This window comes from Aeromonas sp. QDB56 (assembly GCF_027705505.1).
In the GTDB taxonomy this organism is placed as follows: Bacteria; Pseudomonadota; Gammaproteobacteria; order Enterobacterales; family Aeromonadaceae; genus Aeromonas; species Aeromonas caviae.
The window spans coordinates 1-22355 of sequence record NZ_JAPDBZ010000020.1 but is presented as its reverse complement, the minus strand read 5'-3'; the positions used below and the strand labels follow the sequence as shown (position 1 = coordinate 22355).

General features: G+C 63.4%; 20 protein-coding genes and 1 other annotated feature. Of the genes, 11 read left to right on the top strand and 9 right to left on the bottom strand.

Annotated elements, in window-relative coordinates; genetic code table 11:
• Positions 1-119: 119 nt before the first annotated feature.
• From OKB81_RS05315 to OKB81_RS05295, 5 genes are all read right to left on the bottom strand, one after another.
• The gene (locus tag OKB81_RS05315) at positions 120-971 is read right to left on the bottom strand and encodes an alpha/beta fold hydrolase (RefSeq protein ID WP_160837499.1); all 852 of its coding nucleotides are present in this window, start codon (positions 969-971) and stop codon (positions 120-122) included.
• A 9-nt stretch (positions 972-980) separates the two neighbouring features.
• Positions 981-1496 (bottom strand): Slp family lipoprotein, encoded by a 516-nt coding sequence (locus OKB81_RS05310; protein ID WP_160837500.1) that lies wholly within the window; start codon positions 1494-1496, stop codon positions 981-983.
• 50 nt (positions 1497-1546) lie between these two features.
• The gene (gene tsaB, locus OKB81_RS05305; protein WP_042017608.1) at positions 1547-2248 is read right to left on the bottom strand and encodes a tRNA (adenosine(37)-N6)-threonylcarbamoyltransferase complex dimerization subunit type 1 TsaB; all 702 of its coding nucleotides are present in this window, start codon (positions 2246-2248) and stop codon (positions 1547-1549) included.
• Positions 2249-2345: 97 nt separating this feature from the next.
• The gene (locus OKB81_RS05300) at positions 2346-4265 is read right to left on the bottom strand and encodes an ATP-dependent DNA helicase (RefSeq protein WP_143237507.1); all 1920 of its coding nucleotides are present in this window, start codon (positions 4263-4265) and stop codon (positions 2346-2348) included.
• A gap of 61 nt (positions 4266-4326) precedes the next feature.
• The gene (locus tag OKB81_RS05295) at positions 4327-4572 is read right to left on the bottom strand and encodes a hypothetical protein (protein ID WP_160837501.1); all 246 of its coding nucleotides are present in this window, start codon (positions 4570-4572) and stop codon (positions 4327-4329) included.
• 190 nt (positions 4573-4762) lie between these two features.
• Positions 4763-4891: a sequence feature (His leader region), on the top strand.
• A 24-nt stretch (positions 4892-4915) separates the two neighbouring features.
• Between OKB81_RS05295 and hisG the strand changes: the two genes are divergently transcribed.
• The 11 genes from hisG (at position 4916) to hisIE (ending at position 19678) form a co-directional block, all read left to right on the top strand.
• On the top strand, positions 4916-5812 hold the full coding sequence (gene hisG, locus OKB81_RS05290; RefSeq protein ID WP_041211400.1) for an ATP phosphoribosyltransferase: 897 nt from the start codon (positions 4916-4918) through the stop codon (positions 5810-5812).
• Between the two features lie 30 nt (positions 5813-5842).
• On the top strand, positions 5843-7168 hold the full coding sequence (hisD, locus tag OKB81_RS05285; protein ID WP_041211399.1) for a histidinol dehydrogenase: 1326 nt from the start codon (positions 5843-5845) through the stop codon (positions 7166-7168).
• On the top strand, positions 7165-8235 hold the full coding sequence (gene hisC / locus OKB81_RS05280) for a histidinol-phosphate transaminase (RefSeq protein ID WP_069651239.1): 1071 nt from the start codon (positions 7165-7167) through the stop codon (positions 8233-8235). The genes hisD and hisC overlap by 4 nt, the downstream gene beginning before the upstream one ends.
• A gap of 19 nt (positions 8236-8254) precedes the next feature.
• Positions 8255-9388, top strand: a complete 1134-nt coding sequence (gene hisB / locus OKB81_RS05275) for a bifunctional histidinol-phosphatase/imidazoleglycerol-phosphate dehydratase HisB (protein WP_102948496.1) — start codon at positions 8255-8257, stop codon at positions 9386-9388.
• Positions 9388-10011 (top strand): imidazole glycerol phosphate synthase subunit HisH, encoded by a 624-nt coding sequence (gene hisH / locus OKB81_RS05270; RefSeq protein WP_143237506.1) that lies wholly within the window; start codon positions 9388-9390, stop codon positions 10009-10011. Before hisB ends, hisH begins: the two co-directional genes overlap by 1 nt.
• 5 nt (positions 10012-10016) lie before the next feature.
• Positions 10017-10763 carry a 1-(5-phosphoribosyl)-5-[(5-phosphoribosylamino)methylideneamino]imidazole-4-carboxamide isomerase gene (gene hisA, locus OKB81_RS05265; RefSeq protein WP_143237505.1) on the top strand — a complete coding sequence of 249 codons (747 nt, stop codon included), beginning with the start codon at positions 10017-10019 and terminating at the stop codon, positions 10761-10763.
• A gap of 132 nt (positions 10764-10895) precedes the next feature.
• Positions 10896-12005, top strand: coding sequence for a response regulator (locus OKB81_RS05260; RefSeq protein WP_160837503.1), 1110 nt, complete (start codon positions 10896-10898; stop codon positions 12003-12005).
• Positions 11998-14136, top strand: a complete 2139-nt coding sequence (locus tag OKB81_RS05255) for a PAS domain-containing protein (protein WP_113978458.1) — start codon at positions 11998-12000, stop codon at positions 14134-14136. The genes OKB81_RS05260 and OKB81_RS05255 overlap by 8 nt, the downstream gene beginning before the upstream one ends.
• Complete coding sequence (locus tag OKB81_RS05250; protein WP_270805141.1) at positions 14133-18098, top strand: PAS domain S-box protein; 3966 nt, start codon at positions 14133-14135, stop codon at positions 18096-18098. Before OKB81_RS05255 ends, OKB81_RS05250 begins: the two co-directional genes overlap by 4 nt.
• 178 nt (positions 18099-18276) lie before the next feature.
• A complete protein-coding gene (hisF, locus tag OKB81_RS05245; protein WP_042881382.1) occupies positions 18277-19050 on the top strand; it encodes an imidazole glycerol phosphate synthase subunit HisF in 774 nt (257 codons plus the stop codon).
• Positions 19043-19678, top strand: a complete 636-nt coding sequence (hisIE, locus tag OKB81_RS05240) for a bifunctional phosphoribosyl-AMP cyclohydrolase/phosphoribosyl-ATP diphosphatase HisIE (RefSeq protein WP_029314506.1) — start codon at positions 19043-19045, stop codon at positions 19676-19678. The genes hisF and hisIE overlap by 8 nt, the downstream gene beginning before the upstream one ends.
• A gap of 92 nt (positions 19679-19770) precedes the next feature.
• Here the strand turns inward: hisIE and OKB81_RS05235 are convergent, their stop codons facing one another.
• From OKB81_RS05235 to OKB81_RS05220, 4 genes are all read right to left on the bottom strand, one after another.
• Positions 19771-20091: a hypothetical protein gene (locus OKB81_RS05235; protein WP_143237504.1), complete on the bottom strand. Its 321-nt coding sequence runs from the start codon at positions 20089-20091 to the stop codon at positions 19771-19773.
• Between the two features lie 66 nt (positions 20092-20157).
• On the bottom strand, positions 20158-20856 hold the full coding sequence (locus OKB81_RS05230) for a helix-turn-helix transcriptional regulator (RefSeq protein ID WP_181023102.1): 699 nt from the start codon (positions 20854-20856) through the stop codon (positions 20158-20160).
• Between the two features lie 190 nt (positions 20857-21046).
• Positions 21047-22144, bottom strand: a complete 1098-nt coding sequence (locus OKB81_RS05225) for an AMP-binding protein (RefSeq protein WP_257710145.1) — start codon at positions 22142-22144, stop codon at positions 21047-21049.
• Between the two features lie 16 nt (positions 22145-22160).
• On the bottom strand, positions 22161-22355 hold a 195-nt coding region (locus OKB81_RS05220), incomplete at its 5' end, for a transposase (protein ID WP_247631704.1).

Genomic DNA, 22355 nt, shown 5'->3' with positions numbered 1-22355 from the left:
TTTTAAGTTCATGCTCTAATGCCGCACATATTTACATAAGGCAACATCAATTAACAGTGAATTAACAACGGGAAATGTGAGGGAGAAAGCAAACCTGACATGATTCAAAGCCGCCGATCCTACCGGATTTGAGCGAAGTTTTCGATATAAACGGCGGTTTCTGATGAATTTTCCATATGAAAATGATGGCCTCCTGCCACCGTCACCCGTTCAATGTGGCCAAAGGCCGCCTCCCGCAACTGCCACTGTGCCAGGAGCCCGGGGAAGCCCTGCTCTCCCCGGATAAAGAGCACCGGACAGACGATGGCCCGGATCAGGGCCTGGGCCTGCCCCTCGCTCATGCGCAGGGGCGAGAGATCGCGAAGACGGGGATCACTGCGCCAATACCAGCGCCCTTCCCGCGCCTCCAGTTGTCGCTCGCAGATAAGGCGTGCCGCACTCGGGGGGATGTCCGCCACCTTGCAGCGGGCAGCCACCGCCTCCTCGAGGGTGGCAAATCCACTGGTTGCACGCTCACGGGTACGAGTGCGGTTGAGGATGGCGCGGCGCAGCTGCCCCGGTACCTCCTCGTCGGGCTGGCTCAAGGGGCCGAGCCCCTCCAGCAGAATGAGCCGCTCGATTTGCTCGGGAAAGACGCCGGCATAGGCAGAGGCAATCAGCGCCCCCAGAGAGTGACCAAGCAGGATGAAACGCTGCCAGCCCGCGGCCTGGGTGATCTGGTAGAGATCATCCAGCCAGTCCACGAAGACATAGGGAGTCGACTTGTGATCGGAGTGACCATGGCCCGGCAGATCGACGCAGACCAGATGAAACGCCCCCAGCCAGGGGGCCAGAGGCAAAAAGCTGGCACCGTTGTCGAGCCAGCCATGGAGGGCCACCAGCAGCGGTCTGTCCTCCTGACCATTGTCCAGCAGGGCGATGTGCCGCCCGTCCGCCAGGCGCAGCCTGCGCTCCTGCAATGTCGCCGTCATCCGGGCTCCTCAGCGGCGCAGGGGCCGTCTGGGCCAGAAGGGATCATAGAAAGGATCGTAAAAGTAGGGATCCATGTAGCGGATCTCCACCTCCTTCACCGGTGGCCACAGCTTGCTCCCCGTCACCTTGAGTACCGAGAAGCGATACTTGTGCTCGCCAATCTGGCTGTCCACCGGCTTGTCGAGGGTGCCGAGCACCGTCAGGCTGCGACCCTTGGCATAGAGGGTCGGGTCGACAAACCCCTGCATGATGGCGAGAAAACGACCGGGGCTCTGCTCGGTCTGCTCCGGCACCCCGTTGGACTTGAGGGGCAGATAGACCACCTCGATGACACTCTGATCCGCCTTGTTGTGGACCGCCGAGATGACACCGCTCCAGCGGGCCGGCTTGCCTTCCATCCCCTTCAGGGCGGGTTGATAGGCCACCAGCTGATCCGCAGGCTCATAGGCAAGCTCTTTGGGCACCGTGCTGCAACCGCCCAGCAGCAGCCCCACCAATCCCAGCATGATCACGGATTTTCTCATTCGTCTCTCCATCATCGTCCGATAAAGCAGCCCGGGGCAGCCGTTGCCGCCTATTCGCGACCCGGCAGTTTCTTCCAGGTCACCTTGTCACGCAGATAGACAGGGGTGGCTTGCTCAACCGGCACCGCCTCACCCGCAAACCAGGCCTGGCGTGCCAGAGGCAGCATGTCGGCGGCCGCCGGGAAACGCACCTGGCTTGGCATCAGCACATCTGCCAGGCCGCCCAGAGTCTCGCCATAGGTTTCAAAACCGGTGCCAACGCAGCTCACCGCGCCAGTCAGCTTGTCACGGGCCTGCACCAGTGCGGCTGGCTCGCTCACCACCTCCTCGCCCACCAGCGTCATCACTCCGTCCACCAGGGCGTAGTGGCCAAAATAGACCTCGTCCATGCGCGCATCGATGGCGGCAAGCACCTGCTCGGCCCCTTCCAGCTTATGGGCCCCCTGGGCCATGGCCGCCAGGGTGGAGACACCGATCATCGGCACGCCGGCACCAAAGGCGAGCCCCTGGGCCACGCTGATCCCGATCCGTACCCCGGTGAAGGAGCCAGGCCCACGACCGAAGGCGATGGCGTCGAGCTCATCCAACGATAGACCGGCTTCATCCAACAGAGCCTGAACCATGGGCAGGATCTTGCGGGTATGGTCACGGGGCGCCTCTTCCCAGCGGGAGTAGAGGGTATCGCCCACCAAGAGGGCTGCGGAGCAGGCTTCGGTGGCGGTATCCACGGCCAGGATCTTCAACTCATCCATTCTTTTTATTCTCTTCACATCAGTCAGTTAAATCGTCAGCATGGCCAAGGCCTGCCGTCATGCATGGCCGGGGGCAATCAGCCCCGGCGCGGCGGACTCACTCCCGTGGTCCGAAAAATTCTCCCAGGGTCGCCAGCTCCCGGGTCCGTGGAATGGCAGGCAGGCTCTTGATGAAGGTGGCGCCATAGGGCTTGTTGACCACCCGGGGATCACAAATAACCAATACGCCGTGATCACTGCGATCACGGATGAGCCGCCCCACCCCCTGCTTGAGGGCAATCACCGCCTTGGGCAACTGCAGCTCGGCAAAGGGATCCCCCCCCTTGAGCTTGCAATCCTCCACCCGTGCCTTGAGCTGGGGATCGTCCGGGCTCGCAAAGGGCAGCTTGTCGATGATAACACAGGACAATGCCGCCCCCCGCACGTCTATCCCCTCCCAGAAACTGCTGGTGGCCACCAGCACGGCCCGACCGTTTTCCACGAAGGTCTTGAGCAGCCGCTGCTTGTTGTCTTCCCCTTGCAGCAGGACGGTGCGGCCGATTTCCCGGCGTAGCACCTCAGCCACCTGGCGCATCACCTGATGGCTGGTGCAGAGGAAAAAACATCCCCCCGGCGTCTTGTTGATGAGGGGGATCATCAGGGTCGCCAGCTGCTCCCCGCGCCCGAAGGCATTGGGCTCTGGCAAGAAACGGGGTACGCACAGGCGCGCCTGCTCGGCGTAATCGAACGGACTGTCGAGAATGAGTTCGGCGCTGCCGGCCAGCCCCATCTCGGCGACGAAGTGGGCGAAGCGATTGTCCACCGTCAAGGTGGCCGAGGTGAAGATCCAGGCCACCTCGGGGCGCTGCACCTCGGCACCGAAGCGCTCGGCGACCGACAGCGGCGTCAGATTGAGGGTAAAGTGCAGACGCGAACAGTCATACCAGTAGGAGAAACCGGTCTGGTTGACCGCCAGCACCTCCCCAAGGCGGGTGCGCAGCTCGCTGATGCGCTCGAAACAGTGATCCAGCAGCTCCCCTCGCCCGAGCGCCAGTTTCAGCACTTCATAACAGAGCCCGATGGCATCGTTGAGGCGGGCCAGCGCCTGGGCCCAGAGGGATTGTCTCAGCAGATCCCGGGTGTTGCCGCGCCCCCCCTCCACGCCGAAGGCAAGGCGCAGATCCTGACTGGCAATGGCGAGCCTGTCCGCCGCCTTGCCAAGCTGGGCCATGTCATGAGCCTCTGCCCGGTAGGCAAGCTGGATATCCTGCGCCAAATCCTGGATGGTGCGGCTGCCCACGGACTTGCCGAAGTAGTGGCTGGCGATCTCGGGCAGCTGGTGCGCCTCGTCGAATACATAGACCTGCGCCTCGGGCACCAGCTCGCCAAAGCCGGTGTCTTTGACCGCCATGTCGGCGAAAAAGAGGTGGTGGTTGATCACCACCACCTGGGCGTCCATGGCACGGCGCCGGGCGATGACCAGGTGACAATCATCGTAATAGGGGCAGTCGCGACCCAGGCAGTTGTCGTTGGTGCTGGTGACGTGGGCAAGGATCTCGGCGTTCTCCTGTAGCCCCGGGATATCCCCCACATCGCCGTTGTCGGTAGCGGTCGACCAGGATTTGACCTTCACGAGATCGCTCAGGACCTCGGGCTTTTGCAGATGGGATTCACTCAACAGCCGGTTCATCCGCTCGATGCAGAGGTAATTGCTGCGCCCCTTGAGCAGTGCCACCGGCGGGGTGTAGTGAAGCGCCCCCGTGATGGTGGGCAGATCCCGATAGAAGAGCTGCTCCTGCAGATTCTTGGACCCGGTGCTGATCACCACCCGCTTGCCGGATTCCAGCGCAGGCACCAGATAGGCATAGGTTTTGCCAGTGCCCGTTCCAGCCTCCACCAGCAAACGGCCACCTTGCTTGATGGCGCGGGACACCGCCTCGGCCATCTCCAGTTGCGGGGCACGGGCCTTGAAGCCGTCAATATGGCGGGCCAGGGGGCCGTCTGGCTTGAACAGGGTCTGGATGATGGTCAAAGGCATGTCCCGTTGCAAAAGCGGGCATTATGCCAAAAGCGCGGAAAAAGCGGGACTGATAATGCGTTCAGACGAAGAGATCAATCCGGTGGTCCGGATCCGGTTTGTGATCATCATCCTGTACCGCTGGTTGATCAGCCTTTGGCGGCTGCTCTCTCTGCTGGTGATGCTGGCCACCGCCGCCATTGTCGGTGCCTATCTTGCGCAGCTGATGTTTCTGGCTGATCTGGGTCACCTCCCGCTTGATGTCATCCGGGCTCGGTGTCGAGGGTGCACGGGGCAGGATGGGAAATAACAGGTCCTGGCTGGGCATGATGTCGCCTCCTTTGGCATCTCATTGTCTAGTTATCGACCAGAAAACCGTTTTCTCAACTTTAATCGTCCTGATCACATTTTTCGGTTGCATTTTCTGTCAAGGCAGGTAGTTTAAATCGGGCGTCAACAACGGCATCTGATTTGTAAAGGATTGATTACATCATGAAGTTCACCACCCTGAAGACTCATCATCACCATCATCATCCCGAATAGTCTTTCAGGAGGTTGACTGCTGGAAGACACTTAACTGGTGACTTCCAAAAGGACCGCAAGATTCATAAACCCTCGGAAGCACATACTTCCGAGGGTTTTTTCGTTTTTGACTAAAAGGAAATCGAGCAATGGAAACACAACGTCTGCGCATCGCCATGCAAAAATCCGGTCGTCTGAGCCAGGATTCCCAGGCCCTCTTCAAGAGCTGCGGCCTCAAGATCAACCTGCGGGAACAGCGCCTCATCGCCCATGTCGAGAACATGCCCATCGACATTCTGCGAGTGCGTGATGACGACATCCCGGGTCTGGTGATGGAAGGGGTGGTCGATCTTGGCATCATCGGCGAGAACGTTCTCGAAGAGGTGCAGCTCATTCGCGCAGCCCAGGGGCAGCCCTTTGCGGTGAAGACCCTCAAGCAGCTCGACTTCGGCGGCTGCCGCCTCTCTCTGGCGGTGCCGGACGATGTCAACTACACAGGACCCGAGAGCCTGGCCGACAAGCGCATCGCCACCTCCTACCCCGGTCTGCTCAAGCGCTTCTTCGACGAGAAGGGCCTGGGCTTCAAGAGCGTGATGCTGGGTGGCTCGGTGGAAGTGGCCCCCCGCGCGGGTCTGGCCGATGCCATCTGCGATCTGGTCTCCACCGGCGCGACCCTGGAAGCCAACGGCCTGAAAGAGGTCGAGGTGATCTACCGCTCCAAGGCCGTCCTGGTGCAGGCTCCCAACCCCCTGAACGATGCCAAGCAGAAACTCATCGACAAGCTGCTGCCCCGCATCCAGGGGATGCAGCAGGCGCGCGAAAGCAAATACATCATGCTGCACGCCCCCAAAGACAAGCTCGATGCCATCACCGATCTGCTGCCGGGGGCGGAGCGTCCCACCATCATGCAGCTCGCCGGTGACACCAACCAGGTGGCCCTGCACGTCGTCTCCAGCGAAACCCTGTTCTGGGAGACCATGGAACAGCTCAAGGCCCTGGGTGCCAGCTCCATCCTGGTGCTGCCCATTGAAAAGATGATGGAATAAGCCGAGATGATGGAATAAGGAAGACACATCATGCAGACCCTGATCTGGAAGACCCTCTCCCCCGCCCGGCAAGCCGAGGTCCTGACCCGGCCCGCCCTTGGCGACGAAGCCGACATCGGTACCGTGGTGCGAGACATCATTGCCGCGGTACGTAGCCGGGGCGATGAGGCCCTGCGCGAGCTGAGCCAGCGTTTCGAACGCGCGCCCCGCGAACAGCTTCGGGTGAGCGACGCGGAAGTGGATGCCGCCTGCGCTCGACTCGGTGATGACATCAAGGGTGCCATCGAGGCCGCCATCGCCAATATCCGTACCTTCCACGCCGCCCAGGTACAGCCCGTCGTCCGAGTCGAAACCCAGCCCGGGGTACTGTGCGAGCTGCGCACCCAACCCATCAGCCGGGTCGGCCTCTATGTCCCGGGAGGCAGCGCGCCGCTCCCCTCCACCGTGATGATGCTGGCCATTCCGGCAAGCCTGGCCGGTTGCCGTGAGGTGGTGCTCTGTACCCCGTCTCCGGCGAGCGACGAGATCCTGTTTGCCGCCCGCGCCTGTGGCGTCCGTCAGGTGTTCGCCATCGGCGGCGCCCAGGCCATCGCGGCCATGGCCTATGGCACGCAAACCATCCCCAAGGTGGACAAGATCTTCGGCCCGGGCAACGCCTATGTGACCGAAGCCAAGGGCCAGGTTTCCCGTGACTGGCGGGGCGCCGCCATCGACATGCCAGCCGGCCCCTCCGAGGTGCTGGTGATCGCAGACGAGAGCGCCAACCCGGCCTTCGTGGCATCGGATCTGCTCTCCCAGGCCGAGCACGGCCCCGACAGCCAGGTGGTGCTGGTCACCACCTCCGCTTCCCTGGCCGATGCCATCGGCAGCGAGATCCAGGCGCAACTCGCCGACCTCAGCCGCCGCGACATCGCCGAGCAAGCCCTGAAGGCAAGCCTGGTGATCCTCTGCGACAACCTGGAGGAGGCCTGCGCCATCTCCAACGCCTATGCACCGGAACACCTCATCGTGCAGACCCGGGCCCCCCGGGATCTGCTGGACAAGCTCGAGAACGCGGGCTCCATCTTCCTCGGGGCATGGACACCGGAGTCGGTCGGTGATTACGCCAGCGGCACCAACCACACCCTGCCCACCTACGGCTATGCCCGCACCTGCTCGAGCTTGGGGCTTGCCGACTATCAGCGCCGCTACACGGTTCAAGAGCTCACTGCAGACGGCATTCGCGGCCTTGGCCCCATCGTCCAGCGCATCGCCCAGGCCGAGGGGCTCGATGCCCACAAGCATGCCGTCACCCTCAGGTTGAACGCCCTGGCCGCCGAGCCCCAACAAACAGCACAGCAGAAGGATTTGTCATGAGCATCGTCAATCTGGCCCGTCGCGTTGTGCGGGCTCTCACTCCCTACCAGTCCGCTCGCCGCATCGGCGGCCAGGGCCACGTCTGGCTCAATGCCAACGAGGCCCCCCTGGCCTATCCCTTCACCGTCGAGGGGAGCCGCCTCAACCGCTATCCCGAGTGCCAGCCGGCCGAGGTGGTGAATGGCTATGCCGCCTACGCCGGGGTCAATCCGGATCAGGTGCTGGTAAGCCGCGGTGCCGACGAGGCCATCGAGCTCTTGATCCGCACCTTCTGCGAGGCAGGGGAAGATCAAATCCTCATCTGCCCCCCCACCTACGGCATGTACGCCATCAGCGCCGAGACCTGTGGCGTGGGGATTGTCGAGCAGCCATTGACCGCCAGCCGTCAGCCGGACTGGCCCGCCATCGCCGATCGCCTCTCTGACGTGAAGCTGGTGTTCCTCTGCTCCCCCAACAATCCCACCGGGGATCTGGTGGGCCGCAAGGGACTCGTCGCCCTGCTGGAGAAGGCCCGGGACCGCGCCATCATCGTCGTGGACGAGGCCTACATCGAGTTCTGCCCGGAGGCCTCCGTGGTGGACCTGCTCGCCCAATACCCGAACCTGGTGGTGACCCGCACCCTCTCCAAGGCCTTCGCCCTGGCAGGGATCCGCTGCGGCTTTACTTTGGGGGATCCAGAGGTGATTGCCATGCTGGCCAAGGTGATCGCGCCCTACCCCATTCCCGACCCCATCGCCCAGATTGCCGCCCAGGCGCTCTCTCCCATGGGGCTGGAATTGATGCAGGAGCGGGTGCAGGAGCTCAACAAGCAGAAGGCGCTCATCAAGGCGGAGCTGCTTCGTCTGTCCTGCGTCAAGGAAGTGTTCGAGGACAAAGGCAACTTCGTGCTGGTGCGCTTCAAAGATGGCGCCGCCGTGTTCGCCGCCATGAAGGCCGCCGGCATCATCTTGCGTGATTTCTCCAGCAAGCCTGGCCTTGACAACAGCATCCGCATCACCATCGGCTATCAGGGCGAAATGGACGCCGTGCTCGCCGTGCTGCGTGACCTGCCCCCACCCTCTCTGTAAGACAAGCAAGGATGTAGCGATGAAAACCCCGTTTTTGTTTATCGACCGTGACGGCACCCTGATCGAGGAGCCGGTCACCGACAAGCAGGTGGACAGCCTTGCGAAGCTGCGCTTCGAGCCCATGGTGATACCTGTGCTGCGTGAGCTCCAGGCCGCCGGCTACGTGCTGGTGATGGTGACCAACCAGGATGGGCTCGGCACCGCCAGCCTGCCCCTTGAACACTTCCAGCCGCCCCACGACCTGATGATGCACCTCTTCGAATCCCAGGGCGTCACTTGGGAGCAAGTGCTGATCTGTCCCCACTTCCCCACCGACGGTTGCAGCTGCCGCAAGCCTCACCTTGGGCTGGTGAAGGAGTATCTCGCCTCGGGCCGCATCGACTTTGCCAACTCCTTCGTGATTGGCGACAGACAGACCGACATCCAGCTTGCCGAGAACATGGGCATCCGCGGCATACGCTACCACCCGCAAGATCACGGCTGGACTGCCATTCGTGATCAGCTGCTCTCCAAGGGGCGCGTGGCCGAGGTGGAGCGCTACACCAAGGAGACCCGCATCCAGGTGGCGGTGGATCTCGACAAGAGCGGTGGCAACCAGATCGCCACCGGCATCGGCTTCTTCGATCACATGCTGGATCAGATAGCGACCCACGCGGGCTTTCGCCTCAAGCTCAAAGTGTGCGGCGATCTGCACATCGACGATCACCACACGGTGGAAGATGTGGGATTGGCACTGGGTCAAGCCCTGCGCCAGGCCCTTGGCAACAAGCGCGGCATCGGCCGCTTCGGCTTCGTGCTGGCGATGGACGAGGTGCAGGCGGTGATCGACGGGCGTCCCCGCCAGGAGGCTGACAGCACCTCGCTGACCGAGCTGGACGTGGCCACTGCGCTGGATCTGAGCGGCCGTCCCTACTTCGTGTTCGACTGCCCGAGCGGCTTTGGTCGCGACAGCGTGGGAGAGATGGCCACCGAGATGGTGCCCCACTTCTTCCGCTCCCTCTCTGACGCCATGGCCATCACCTTGCAGATGAAGGTGGGCAGCGGCAACACCCACCATCAGGTGGAGGCGCTGTTCAAAGGCTTTGGCCGCGCCCTGCGCCAGGCCATTCGCGTGGAAGGGAGCGAGCTTCCCTCCAGCAAGGGGGTGCTGTGATGGGGAAACAGAACCTGGTCATCATCGACACCGGCTGCGCCAACCTCGCCTCGGTGCGCATGGCGTTCGAGCGCCTCGGCGTGCAGCCCAGGGTGAGCTGCAAGGCCACCGACATCGAGCAGGCGGACAAACTGATCCTGCCCGGCGTCGGCACCGCCATCGCCGCCATGAAGAACCTCAATGAGCGGGAACTGGTGCCCCTCATTCGCGCCGCCAAGCAGCCGCTGCTCGGTTTTTGCCTCGGCATGCAGATGCTGGCACAGGCCTCGGAAGAGAACATGAGCGCCGATGGCAGCGAAGGAGCGCTCATCGACTGCCTCGGCATCGTGCCTGGCAGGATCCGCCTGATGGAGGTGGGCAACCTGCGCCTGCCCCACATGGGCTGGAACCAGATTGAACACGACGAGACCCACCCGCTACTCAAAGGCATTCCCAGCGGCAGCTACTTCTACTTTGTCCACTCCTATGCGCTGGAGGTGACCGACGCGACCCTGGCGACCTGCGGCTACGGCCTGCCCTTTACCGCCATCGTCGGGCGGGACAACTTCTTTGGCGCCCAATTCCACCCGGAGCGATCCGGCCCGGCCGGTGCCCGCCTACTGCAAAACTTTCTGGAGCTATGACAGGCATGATTATTCCCGCAATCGACCTTATCAACGGTCAGGTCGTGCGCCTCTATCAGGGCGACTACGGCCAGAAAACCGCCTACAGCGACAACCCGCAGGCCCGCTTCGATGACTATGTCAGCCAGGGGGCGGCGCAGCTGCACCTGGTGGATCTGGACGGCGCCAAGGATGCCAAGGCCCGCCAGTTGGCCCTCATCGCCCAGCTGCTGTCCGCCACCGAGGCACCGGTGCAGGTCGGCGGCGGCGTGCGCAGCGAACAGGATGTGGCCGACTTGCTGGCGGCCGGCGCCAGCCGGGTGGTGATCGGTTCCACCGCCGTCAAATCCCCGGATCTGGTGGCCAGCTGGATGGAGAAATATGGCCCCGAGCGCATCGTGCTGGCCCTGGATGTCAACATCGATGAACAGGGCAACCGCCACATCGCAGTGGCTGGCTGGCAGGAGAACAGCGGCATCTCCATCGAGGCGCTGATCGAGCGCTTCCTCCCCGCCGGACTTAAACACGTGCTCTGCACCGACATCAGCCGGGACGGTACCCTGGCGGGCACCAACGTCGAACTCTACCGGGATCTCTGTGCCCGCTACCCGAACGTCGGCTTCCAGGCGTCCGGCGGTATCGGCGGTCTGGCGGATATCGAGGCGCTCAAGGGAACCGGCGTCAAGGGGATCATCCTCGGCCGTGCCCTGCTGGAGGGCAAGTTTGACGTGGCAGAAGCCATTCGCTGCTGGGGTGACGGCCGCGCTGCGTGACGCGCCCCTTTCTGGCATCAGACAGCCTGCCCATCCGGGCAGGCCTCTTTCTCCCCGATGGGGGCGAATCTTATGATTTGGCAGCAATTGGCTCTATACTCGACCTCACAGGGATAGCGTCATGGAAGACATATGTTGACACCTCACAACGCCACCATCCTGATCGTCGACGACTCACCCGAAAATCTGATGGTACTGACCGAATTGCTTTCGCCTCATTACCGCGTGCTGGCTGCACAGAGCGGGGAAAAATGCCTGCGCATCGTCAGCGCGGATCCAAAGCCTGACCTCATCCTGCTGGATGTGATGATGCCCGGCATGGATGGTTATGAAGTGCTCAGGCAATTACGTCAGTCCCCGATCAGCAGCCGTATTCCCGTCGTTCTGCTCACCGCCCTCGCCGACCCCCAAAGCGAGGAGTTCGGCCTCTCCCTCGGCGCCGCCGACTACATCACCAAGCCCATCAAGCCGGTGGTCGTTCAGGCCCGGGTGCGTACCCAGCTGGAGGCAAAGCAGGCCCGTGACGGCCTGCAAAACCAGAATGCGGCGCTGGAAGCCGAGGTCGCGCGGCGAATGGCGGAAAACGACCTGATCCAGCAGGTCTCCATCCGCGCCCTCGCCCATCTGGCGGAGATCCGCGACCCCGAAACCGGCAACCATATCCTGCGCACCCAGGGCTATGTGCGTCTGCTGGCGAGCGCCCTGGCTGATCACCCCCGTTTCGCCGATACCCTGACCCCGGGTTACATCGACCTGCTGAGCCGCTCCGCACCGCTTTATGATATCGGCAAGGTGGGCATTCCCGACCACATCCTGCTCAAACCGGGCAAGCTGACCCCGGAGGAGTGGCAGATCATGCGCACCCACGCCAAGCTCGGCAGCGATGCCATCGAGGAGGCCGAACAGGACATGGAGCAGCCCCTGGCCTTCCTCACCCTGGCCAAGGAGATCGCCCACTGGCACCACGAGAAGTGGGATGGCAGCGGCTACCCGGACGGCTTGCAAGGGGACGCCATCCCCCTCTCGGCTCGCCTGATGGCGCTGGCAGACGTGTTTGACGCCCTCATCTGCGCCAGGGTCTACAAGCCGGCCATGAGCTACGACGAGGCTCGCGCCCTCATCCTCTCCGGCAGCGGCCACCATTTCGATCCCGATGTCGTGACCGCCTTCGATCGCCATTTCGACGCGTTCGTCACCATTGCCGAACGCTACCAGGATGGCAGCGAGGCCGTGGATGGCTGAGGCTCCTCTGACCCGGGCACATGTGCTCAACGTCGTGCTCACCTATGCCGCCGTGGCAAGCCTGTGGATCCTGCTCTCCGACAAGGCGGTGGAGTGGCTGTTCAGCACCCCTGCCCAGTTCGCCATGGCAAGCACCATCAAGGGCTGGCTCTTCATCCTCATCACGGCCCTCATGCTTTATGCCATGCTGCGTCGTCGCATCAGCCAGCCAGCGGTGACGCCCGCCCTCTCCCGGCGTCAGTGGATCCCCTTCCTGCTGCTCAACGGGCTCATCCTGGCCCTGACCGCCATGGCCATCGCCCGCAACATCGAACTGACCCGGGACACGGAAGTGGCCCGTCTCGAAGCCATCGCCGATCTCAAAAGCCGGCGCATCACCGAATGGCTCGACAACCGCGATCAGGATGTCCGCCAGATCATCGAGAGCCCGCGTTATGGTGCCCTGCCTCCTGATGGGCTGACGGCAAAGACACAGTGGCTGACACAACTGCAGGACGTCCTCTCGCTGCGTGGATTCCAGGGGGCGACCCTGCTTGATCCTGCCGGCCATATCCTGTGGCAGACCCCGGGGGCTGGCCCCGTGAATAGTCCCCTGCAGGCCGCCCTTTCCCGGGTTGAGGCAGGCAAGGTGCTCAGAGTGGCCCCCTATGTCGATGGAAAGGGATACGCCAGACTGGATTTTCTGGCTCCCCTCGGCCCGTCAGGCCACGGGACCACCGTCCTCGCGCTGCACATCATCGGTACTGACTGGGCCGATCGCATCCTTCGTACCTGGCCCATCCCAGACAGCAGCGGAGAAGCCATTCTGTTTCGCCAGCAGGGGGATCAGGTCCACTATCTGAGTAGCCTGCGCTATCGCCCGGAACCGGCTCTCACCCTGCACTATCCCGTCACCCACCCCACCCTGCTGGCAGCCCAGTATTTGCGGCTCGCCGAACGCGGCACGCCCCAGGTGCTTTATGGCCAGGATTACCGGGGCAGCGAGGTCTTCGGGGTTGTCTATCCGGTCATGAACACGGACTGGTACCTGCTGGCCAAGATCGACAAGGCGGAACTCTACCAGGCCACCTTCAAGGAGAGCGTCTGGATCGGTCTCATCGGCCTGCTGGTGCTCTTTGTCACCAACGCCGGCATCATCCTGCTGCGCCAGCACACCCGGCTGCAGATGGCCGAGCAGCTTCAGCACTCCCAGTCCCAGCGGCTGGAGGCGTTGCAACTGCTCTCCGCCATCGCCGACAGCTCGGAAGACGCCATCTTCGCCAAGAACAAGGAGGGCAGATACATCCTCTTCAACCGGGCCGCCAGCCAGTTTGTCGGCAAGCCGGTTGACGAGGTGCTGGGCCAGGATGATCTGACGCTCTTCCCGCCGCAGCAGGCGCAGATGCTGATGGCATCCGGGCGCCAGGTCATAGAGCGCAACCGGGTGCAGACCGAGGAGGAGTACCTGACCCTGCCCGATGGCGAGCATGTGTTTCTCGCAACCAAAGGCCCCTTGCAAGACAGCGAGGGGCAGGTGATCGGGATCTTCGGCATCTCTCGGGACATCACGGACTTCAAACGGGCCGAGGCCGACTTGCGAGAGCGCGAGGGGCTGTTCCGTGCCCTGGTGGAGCAATCCCTTGCCGGGATCTACATCATCCAGCAGGGTCGGCTCTGCTACATCAACCCCTGTTTTGCCCGACTGTTTGGCTATGACACCCCGGGGGCGCTGATCGCCGTTGGCCAGTTACACGCCCTTGCCGCTCCCAAGGACAGCACCAGGGTCGCCGAGCTGGTGCACGCGTGCGAGCAGGACGCGCGCGATATCCACACCCGCTTCAGTGCCCTGCATCAGCACGGGGAATCCCTGGAGGTCGAGCTGTACGGGCGGCGCGTCGACTACCTCGGCCAGCCCGCCATCATCGGCATTCTGCTCGATGTCACCGAACGGGAGCAGGTTGAACAGGCCCTGACCCGCCAGGCCAGCGAGCTGCGCCAGCAGAACCATGAGCTGGAGCGGTTCAACAAGGTGATGGTGGACAGGGAGCTCGCCATGCTGGCCCTCAAGCACCAGATCAACGGGCTCTCCCGTCAGCTCGGAGTGCCGCCCCCCTATCCCCAGGCCCCCATGCCACCGGAGGATCTCCCATGATGAGCTGGTCACCCCTGTGGCATGTGCGCCCCTCTACCCAGCGCTGGGGGATCTCCCTGCTGGCCGTGCTGCTGCCCGTTCTGATGTTGCAAATCCGTGTCCAGCTGCCCATCGCCTTTGGTGAGCGACCGCTGCTGGTTCTCTTCATGCTGCCCATCATCGTCTGCGCCCTGTTGGGGGGCTTGTTGCCTGGTCTGCTCTGCACCCTGATCACCGCCCTGGTCACCAGCTATTTCATGCTCCCCCCCATCTATTCACTGAGTGTCGAGGCTGGCCAGGATCTGGTGCAATGGTGCCTGCTCATCGCCAACGGTCTGCTCATCAGCGTGCTCAGTGCCGCCTTTCATCGCGCCCGGGCCAGAGAGGTCCTGCGCTGGCAGGAGCTGATGAACACCCAGAACCAGTTGCAGCAGAGCGAGAACCGCTTCCAGGTCACCTTCGAACAGGCAGCGGTCGGCATCGCCCTGGTCTCCCCCGATGGACACTGGCTGCGTGTCAATCAGCGGCTGTGCCACATCCTGGGCTACCGGGCCGACGAGCTCACCGGGATGACGTTCCAGCAGTTGACCCACCCGGACGATCTCTACCTCGATGAGGCCCATGTGGCCCGGATGCTGGCGGGAACTATCCCCCACTACACCCTGGAGAAGCGCTACCTGCACAAGGGGGGCGAGATCATCTGGACCACTCTGACGGTGGCCCTGGTGCGCGACGCCGAAGGCAATCCCGACTACTTCATCTCCATCATCGAGGACAACCGGCAGAACAAGGAGACCGAGGAGGCGCTGCGCCGCAATGAAGCCATACTGCGCGAGTCCCAGCGTCTCGCCAAGATAGGGAACTGGCGCTGGCGCGTGGCCGATGACAGCCACTTCTGGTCACCGGAGATCTATCGCATCTATGGCCGGGATCCGGCCCTCCCCCCCGCCGTCTATCCCGAGGTCAGAAAATACTTCACCCAGGAGGGGTGGCACACGGTGGCCCAGGCCGTCGAGCGCTGCAGGCTGGACGGGCAGCCCTACGAGTGCGATGCCGAAGTGATCACGGAGCAGGGGGAGACCGCCTGGGTCATTGCCCGTGGGGCGGCGCTCAGGGACAGGGATGGCACCATACTCGAGCTCTACGGCACCGTGCAGGACATCACGGAGCGCAAGCTCGCGGAGCAGCGCCTGCAACACAATCAGCAGATGGCGCTCGATACCCAGCGTCGTGCTCGCCTCGCAGCCCTGAACCTGATGGACGACGCCATCAGTGCACGGGTGCGCGCCGAAACCGTCAGCAGCGCCCTGCGCGAGAGCGAACAGCGCCTGCTGATGGCCCAGGAAGGGGCCCATGTCGGCATCTGGGAATGGGACATGGTCAGCAACCGTCTCTTCTTCTCGCCGGAATGCGCCCGCCTCTATGGCCGCAGTGCCGAGGCGCTCGGCGAGCTGGCCGCCTGGCAAGCCTGCCTGCATCCGGATGACAGGCCGCACATCGAGCAGTTGCTGGCGGAGCGGGCGGTCAGCGGCGCCCCCGTCGAGCTGGAGTTCAGGATCCTGCTGCCAGATGGCGGCATCCGCTGGCTGGTGAGCAAAGGGAGCGTCTATCGGGACGCCCAGCAACGGCCCGTGCGCCTCCTTGGCATCCATCTGGACATCACCCAGAGCAAGCTGGCCGAGCAGCAGTTGCGCCAGTTGTCCCTGGCCCTCGAACAGAGCCCTGACGGCGTCTTCATCACCGACACCCGGGCGCGCATCGAGTACGTCAACCCCGCCTTCCTCGCCGCCAGCGGTTACCAGCAGCACGAGGTGATAGGCCGGACCCCGTCCCTGCTGCGCTCTGGCCTCACCCCGGATGCCAGCTATGTCGCCCTGTGGGATGCCATCAACCACGGCCAGCGCTGGCATGGCGAATTCATCAACCAGCGCAAGGATGGCTCCCACTACCAGGTGCTGGCCACGGTGTCGCCGATCCGCCAGGAGAGCGGTGAAATCACCCACTACGTCACGGTCCAGGCCGACATCACCGAGAAGAAACAGCTCGGCGAGGAGCTGGACCAGTATCGCTACCACCTGGAGGAGATGGTCAACGAGCGCACCCGGCAGCTGGCCCAGGCCCACCAGCGGGCCGAAAGTGCCAACCACGCCAAGAGCGCCTTCCTTGCCAACATGAGCCACGAGATCCGCACCCCCATGAATGCCATCCTGGGGCTCACCTATCTGCTCAAGCGCGACACCCGGGATCCCACCGACCTCGAACGGCTGACCAAGATAGACACTGCCGCCCAGCACCTGCTCAGCATCCTCAACGACATCCTGGATCTCTCCAAGATCGATGCGGGCAAGATGACGCTGGAGCTGACCGATTTCACCCTCACCGCCATGCTGGACAACGTCCGCGCCCTGATGAACGACCAGGCCAGGGCCAAGGGGCTCACCATAGTGACGGACATCGGCGATACCCCCGCCTGGGTGCACGGCGACATCACCCGCCTGCGCCAGGCCCTGCTCAACTATGCGACCAACGCCATCAAGTTCACCGAGCAGGGAACCGTCACCCTGCGCGTCAGGCTGGCCCGCCCCCTCACCACCGGCTACCTGCTGCGCTTCGAGGTGGAAGATACCGGCATCGGCATCACCCCTGCGCAGCGCGAGAAGCTGTTCCAGGCGTTCGAACAGGCGGATGTCTCCACCACTCGCAGATATGGCGGCACTGGCCTTGCAATCACCAGCCGGATCGCCGCCCTGATTGGGGGTGAGGTCGGAGTCACCAGCGAGCCAGGCCAGGGAAGCTGCTTCTGGTTTACCGCCAGGCTGTTCAAGGCAAAAGAGGACGCTCCTTCCCGGACCCCGTCCGAGCAGGGGAACCAACAGGCCTTCAGCTTCCCTCGCCACGCCCGGATCCTGCTGGTGGAAGACAACGCCATCAACCGGGAAGTGGTGCTCGAGCTCCTGTGCCACAGCGGCCTCGTCATCGAGACGGCCGTCAACGGCCAGGAGGCCCTGGCCCTCGTCAGCCAGCACCCCTTCGACCTCATCCTGATGGACATACAGATGCCAGTGATGGATGGCTACAGCGCCACCCGCGCCATCCGGGCCCTGCCCGGCATGGACAGGCTGCCCATCCTGGCGCTCACCGCCAGCGCCTTCGAGGAGGACAGAAAGGCGAGCGCATCGGCCGGCATGAACGATTTCATTGCCAAGCCCGTCACCCCCGCCAAGCTGTTTGAAGCCCTGCAGCGCTGGCTGCCCCAAGGCAAGGTCCCCGAGCTTGCCCCGGACGACAGCACTCGCCATCCCGTGACAGGCCCCCTTGCCCGCCTGCAGGCACACCCGGGTCTGGATCTCGACCAGGGGCTGGCGGCCCTCAACGGCAATCAGGAGAAATACCTGGCCCTGCTTCGCGACTTCATCCATGAGCATGGCCAGGACATGACCCGGCTGCACCGCCACTTGCAGGCCGGGGAGCACAGCGATGCAACCCGCATGGTCCATAGCCTGCGCGACGTGGCGAGCACCCTGGGGGCACATGAGCTGTCGCGCCACTGCCTGGCCCTGGAGCAGGCCATCGCGGACGGCAACACTGAGCCCACCGGACTCATGTCATCCATCGATGAAGAGATCGCCGCCCTTTGCGCTCTGCTCGGGGACGATCTCGCCGCCCCGACCACCGATCTGGTGCCTCTGGGGGATCAGTGGCGCCAGCAACTGCTGGGCCAGATGGAAGCCCTGCTGGTGCAAAGCGACACCGCCGTGATCCCCCTCTACGAGCAGTATTCCGGTCCCCTTCGCCTCATGCTGGGGTCTCGCAGCGACACCCTGACCAGGCAACTGAAGGCGTTTGATTTTGATGCCGCCCTGCTCACCCTGCGCCAGCATATGGCAACGGACGAGACCCACCCGGACGATCGGGCTCCCCTCCCCGAGGCGCCAGCCTGCCATCCGGGGCAGGTCAAGGGCGACAAAGGGTTGAATCACTGAATGAAGTCATGCATATAGTGGGGTGCCCAGAGGCGACGAGACGGCCTGCCGGGCCTGTCGTTTCTCCCTTCATGGGCCCCCGTTCAAGGCATGCCAACCGTGTTCCCGTCCGCCGCCCGGGCCAACGCCGGCGGCAGAACGACGTTTCTTTAACCGTGCTTTACATGGAGCAATGAGCATGTTGTCAAAGCGTATTATCCCCTGTCTCGACGTCAAAGATGGCGTGGTGGTCAAGGGCGTGCAGTTTCGCAACCACGAGGTGATGGGCGGCATTGTCGACCTCGCCCGCCGCTACGCCGCCGAGGGCGCCGATGAGCTGGTCTTCTATGACATCACCGCCTCGAGCGACGAACGGGTAGTGGACAAGAGCTGGGTAAGCCGGGTGGCGGAAGTCATCGACATCCCCTTCTGCGTCGCCGGCGGCATCAAAAGCGTGGAGGATGCCCGCCAGATCCTGGAATTCGGTGCCGACAAGGTCTCCATCAACTCCCCCGCCCTGGCCGATCCCACCCTGATCACCCGGCTCGCCGAGCGCTTCGGCGTGCAGTGCGTGGTGGTGGGTATCGACTCCTACTTCGATGCCGCCCTCGGTCAATATCAGGTCAAACAGTTTACCGGCGACGAGAGCCGCACCCGCACCACCACCTGGACCACCCTGGAGTGGGTACAGGAAGTGCAGCGCCGGGGCGCGGGAGAGATAGTGCTCAACGTGATGAACCAGGACGGCATGCGTCAGGGGTACGACCTTGAGCAGCTCAAGCTGGTGCGCGCCGTGTGCAAGGTGCCCCTCATCGCCTCCGGCGGCGCCGGGGCCATGGAGCACTTTCGCGATGCCTTTACCCTGGCCGACGTGGACGGGGCGCTGGCCGCCTCCGTGTTCCACAAGGGCCTCATTCCCATTCCCGAATTGAAACGCTGGCTGAAAAACGAAGGAGTCGCCATCCGTGAATAATCAAGCAGTAGACAATGCATTGCCGCTGGCCGAGCGCCTGGACTGGGCCAAGTGTGAGGGCATGATCCCCGCCATCGTCCAGCATTCCCTCAGCGGCGAAGTGCTGATGCAGGGCTTCATGACCCGCGAGGCGCTGGAAAAGACCCAGACCACCGGCCAGGTCACCTTCTTCAGCCGCAGCAAGCAGCGCCTGTGGACCAAGGGCGAGAGCTCGGGTCATGTGCTCAAGCTCGTCGCCATCACCACCGACTGCGATCAGGACTCCCTGCTCATTGCCGCCGACCCGGTCGGCCCCACCTGCCATCTGGGCAACCCCTCCTGCTTCGACGGCCACCCCGTGCCGCCGCTCGGCTTCCTGGCCGAGCTCGAACAGATCCTGGCATCACGCAAAGGGGCAGATCCCGCCACCAGCTACACCGCCAGCCTCTATGGCAAAGGCACCAAGCGCATCGCCCAGAAGGTGGGTGAAGAGGGGGTGGAAGTGGCCCTGGCCGCCATGGCGAAAGACAGGGAAGAGCTCATCAACGAATCCGCTGACCTGCTCTACCACCTGACAGTCTTGCTGCAAAACGAAGGCTTGGGTTTGAAGGATGTGGTGCAGCGCCTGCATGAGCGCCACACCAAGTAATTATTGAATTCTGTTCAACAAAACGGGCCCTGTGGGCCCGTTTCATTTCATGATTGCCCCCTCGCCGGGGGATGGCAGGCCCCGCGCCGCCCTCAGCCGATACGGGTCCAGAAGCTCATGTTGACCGAGTGATGGTCAAGCAGGGTCAGGTACTCCCCTGCCACGTCGTTGTGCAGCCACTGCTGGCAATAGGCTTCCACCAGCGACTGGCTGGGGGCCATCACCACATCGGCATAGAGGCCGTCGGCGCCGCGCAGCAGGCAGTGCATGATGAGCTCGGATTGCTGAAGAAGAAACTCGGACTCGACCCGCCGTGACAGGGCGAGCAAATCCGCCTCCGTCACCCCTTCCCTGAGCCTGAAGGTGGCAAATTCGACGCCCCCTGCCTGTTGCATGTCACCCTTGATGATCATCTCGTTTTCTCCGTTGTGGATGGTCTGGAGAACCCAGCATAACGAAGGGCTACTGACAGCCTTGTGTCAGTCCTGAATGACTTTTTCGGCGCCACTGCGCCCAGGGGGAAACGCATCCGACTGGCGCAGGGCAAGGTAATCGGCCAGGGTCGCGCCAGGGGGCGCCCCTTCCCCCTGACGGCACGGCGCCAGGGTGTCGATGCGATCCACCCTGAAATCCCGGTAGGCCCGGCGCAGCGCACACCAGGCGCCGAGCGTCCAGCATCCGCCCCAGTAGAAGAGCCCGAGGGGAAAGAGCTGGCGTTCCGTCCTGCTGGCGCTGGCATCCCGGTAGCCAATGTGCAGCCAGTGACCGGCCGTGATGGCGTCGTGCAACCTGTCCCAGCGAGCGTATGCAGGCTGCGCCGTGGAATAGTCAGGCACCCGCACCACGGGGACGCGAGGTGCCCGAGCCTCCTTGGCGGGCAGGGCCGCCTCAATCTTGGCGAGCAGGGCGCGGGCCGGATCGGCCATCCCCTTGCCCGTCAGCACCGCCACCAGGTTCACCCCGGTGATGAGGGCCTCCAGCTCGGTCGCACTCAGTTGCAACGGTGCCATTTCGAACCCCTCGCTCAGCCGATAGCCCAGCCCGGCTTCCCCGTAAACCGGAATGCCCGCCAAAGAGAGATCGTCGATATAGCGGTAGATGGTGCGCTCCGACACGCACAGGCGCGTCGCCAGCTCCCGGGCGGTCAGGGGTTGATGCGCCCGCAGCAGGTTGGTCAGTTGAAACAGACGGTCCGATTTTCTCACAGGCATCCTCAGGCTGGCGGGACATGGCGGCCATGGTAAGCCGGGACGGGCTCGAAAGGCACGTCTTGTTGGCTGGCGACCGCTACCGGCGAGGCCCTGCTTCTTTGCATCGCGCAACACAAAACGGGCCCGCAGGCCCGTTGATGGCGCGGCGCCTTTGTCGTCACGCCAACTGCTTGCGCAGCATGAATTTTTGCACCTTGCCGGTGGAGGTCTTGGGCAGCGGGGTGAAGATGATGTGCTTGGGGGCCTTGAAGTGGGCCATCTGCTCGCGGCAGAACGCAATGAGCTCGGCCTGGGTGAGCTCGCGCCCCTCCTTGAGCTTGACGAAGGCGCAGGGCACCTCCCCCCAGGTCTCGTCCGGCATGGCGATCACCGCGGCTTCTTCCACATCGGGGTGGCGATAGAGCACGTCCTCCACCTCCAGGCTGGAAATGTTCTCCCCGCCGGAGATGATGATGTCCTTGGATCTGTCCTTGATCTCCACATAGCCGTCCGGGTGCCAGACCGCGAGATCCCCGCTTCGAAACCATCCCTGTGCCATCGCCTCCTCGCTCGCCGACGGGTTCTTGAGGTAGCCCTTCATGACGATGTTGCCCCGCAGCACTATCTCTCCCAGGGTCTTGCCATCCATGGGAACCGGCTCGCCGCTGACGGGGTTGATGACCCGCATCTCCCCTTGCAGGGGGGAGGCCACCCCCTGGCGCGCCTTGAGACGGGAGAGGGTGGTGGCATCCTGCCCCTGCCAGCGTCTTTGCGGCTCGCACACCACGCAGGGGCCATAGGTTTTGGTGAGGCCATAGACATGGGTCACGGCGATCCCCATGGCCTCCATGCCGGCGATCACGGTGGCGGGCGGCGCAGCCCCCGCCGTCATCGCCTTGACGGGGTGGTCGAGTCCCTGCTTGAGGGCCGGATCGGCATTGTTGAGCATATTGAGCACGATGGGGGCGGCGCAGAAATGGCTCACCTTGTGTTCGCGCAGCGCCCCGTAGATGGCCGCCGCCTGCACGTGGCGCAGACAGACGCTCACCCCGGCGGTGGCCGCCAGGGTCCAGGGGAAGCACCAGCCGTTGCAGTGGAACATCGGCAGGGTCCAGAGGTAGACCGGGTGCTTGGGCAGCTCCCAGGAGAGGGCATTGTTGACCGCATTGAGGTGGGCGCCGCGATGGTGATAGACCACCCCCTTGGGGTTCCCCGTGGTGCCGGAGGTGTAGTTGAGGGAATTGACATCCTCCCCCACCTTAGCGCTTCGCGTCACAGGAGGGGGATTCCCATTACTGGGTGATAGCTGCTCGCGCAGTACCGGGTTCCTGCTTCATCGGGCGGCCTGATTGCACCACGCCTCCACAGGCTAAAACGGCGTGTCCCGCCGCTAAAATATTGCGAGCGCCGTTCACATCGGCGTTCGCCTCATAACCACACGCAGCGCATTTAAACTGGCTTTGCGTCTGGCGGTTATCCTTCGCAGT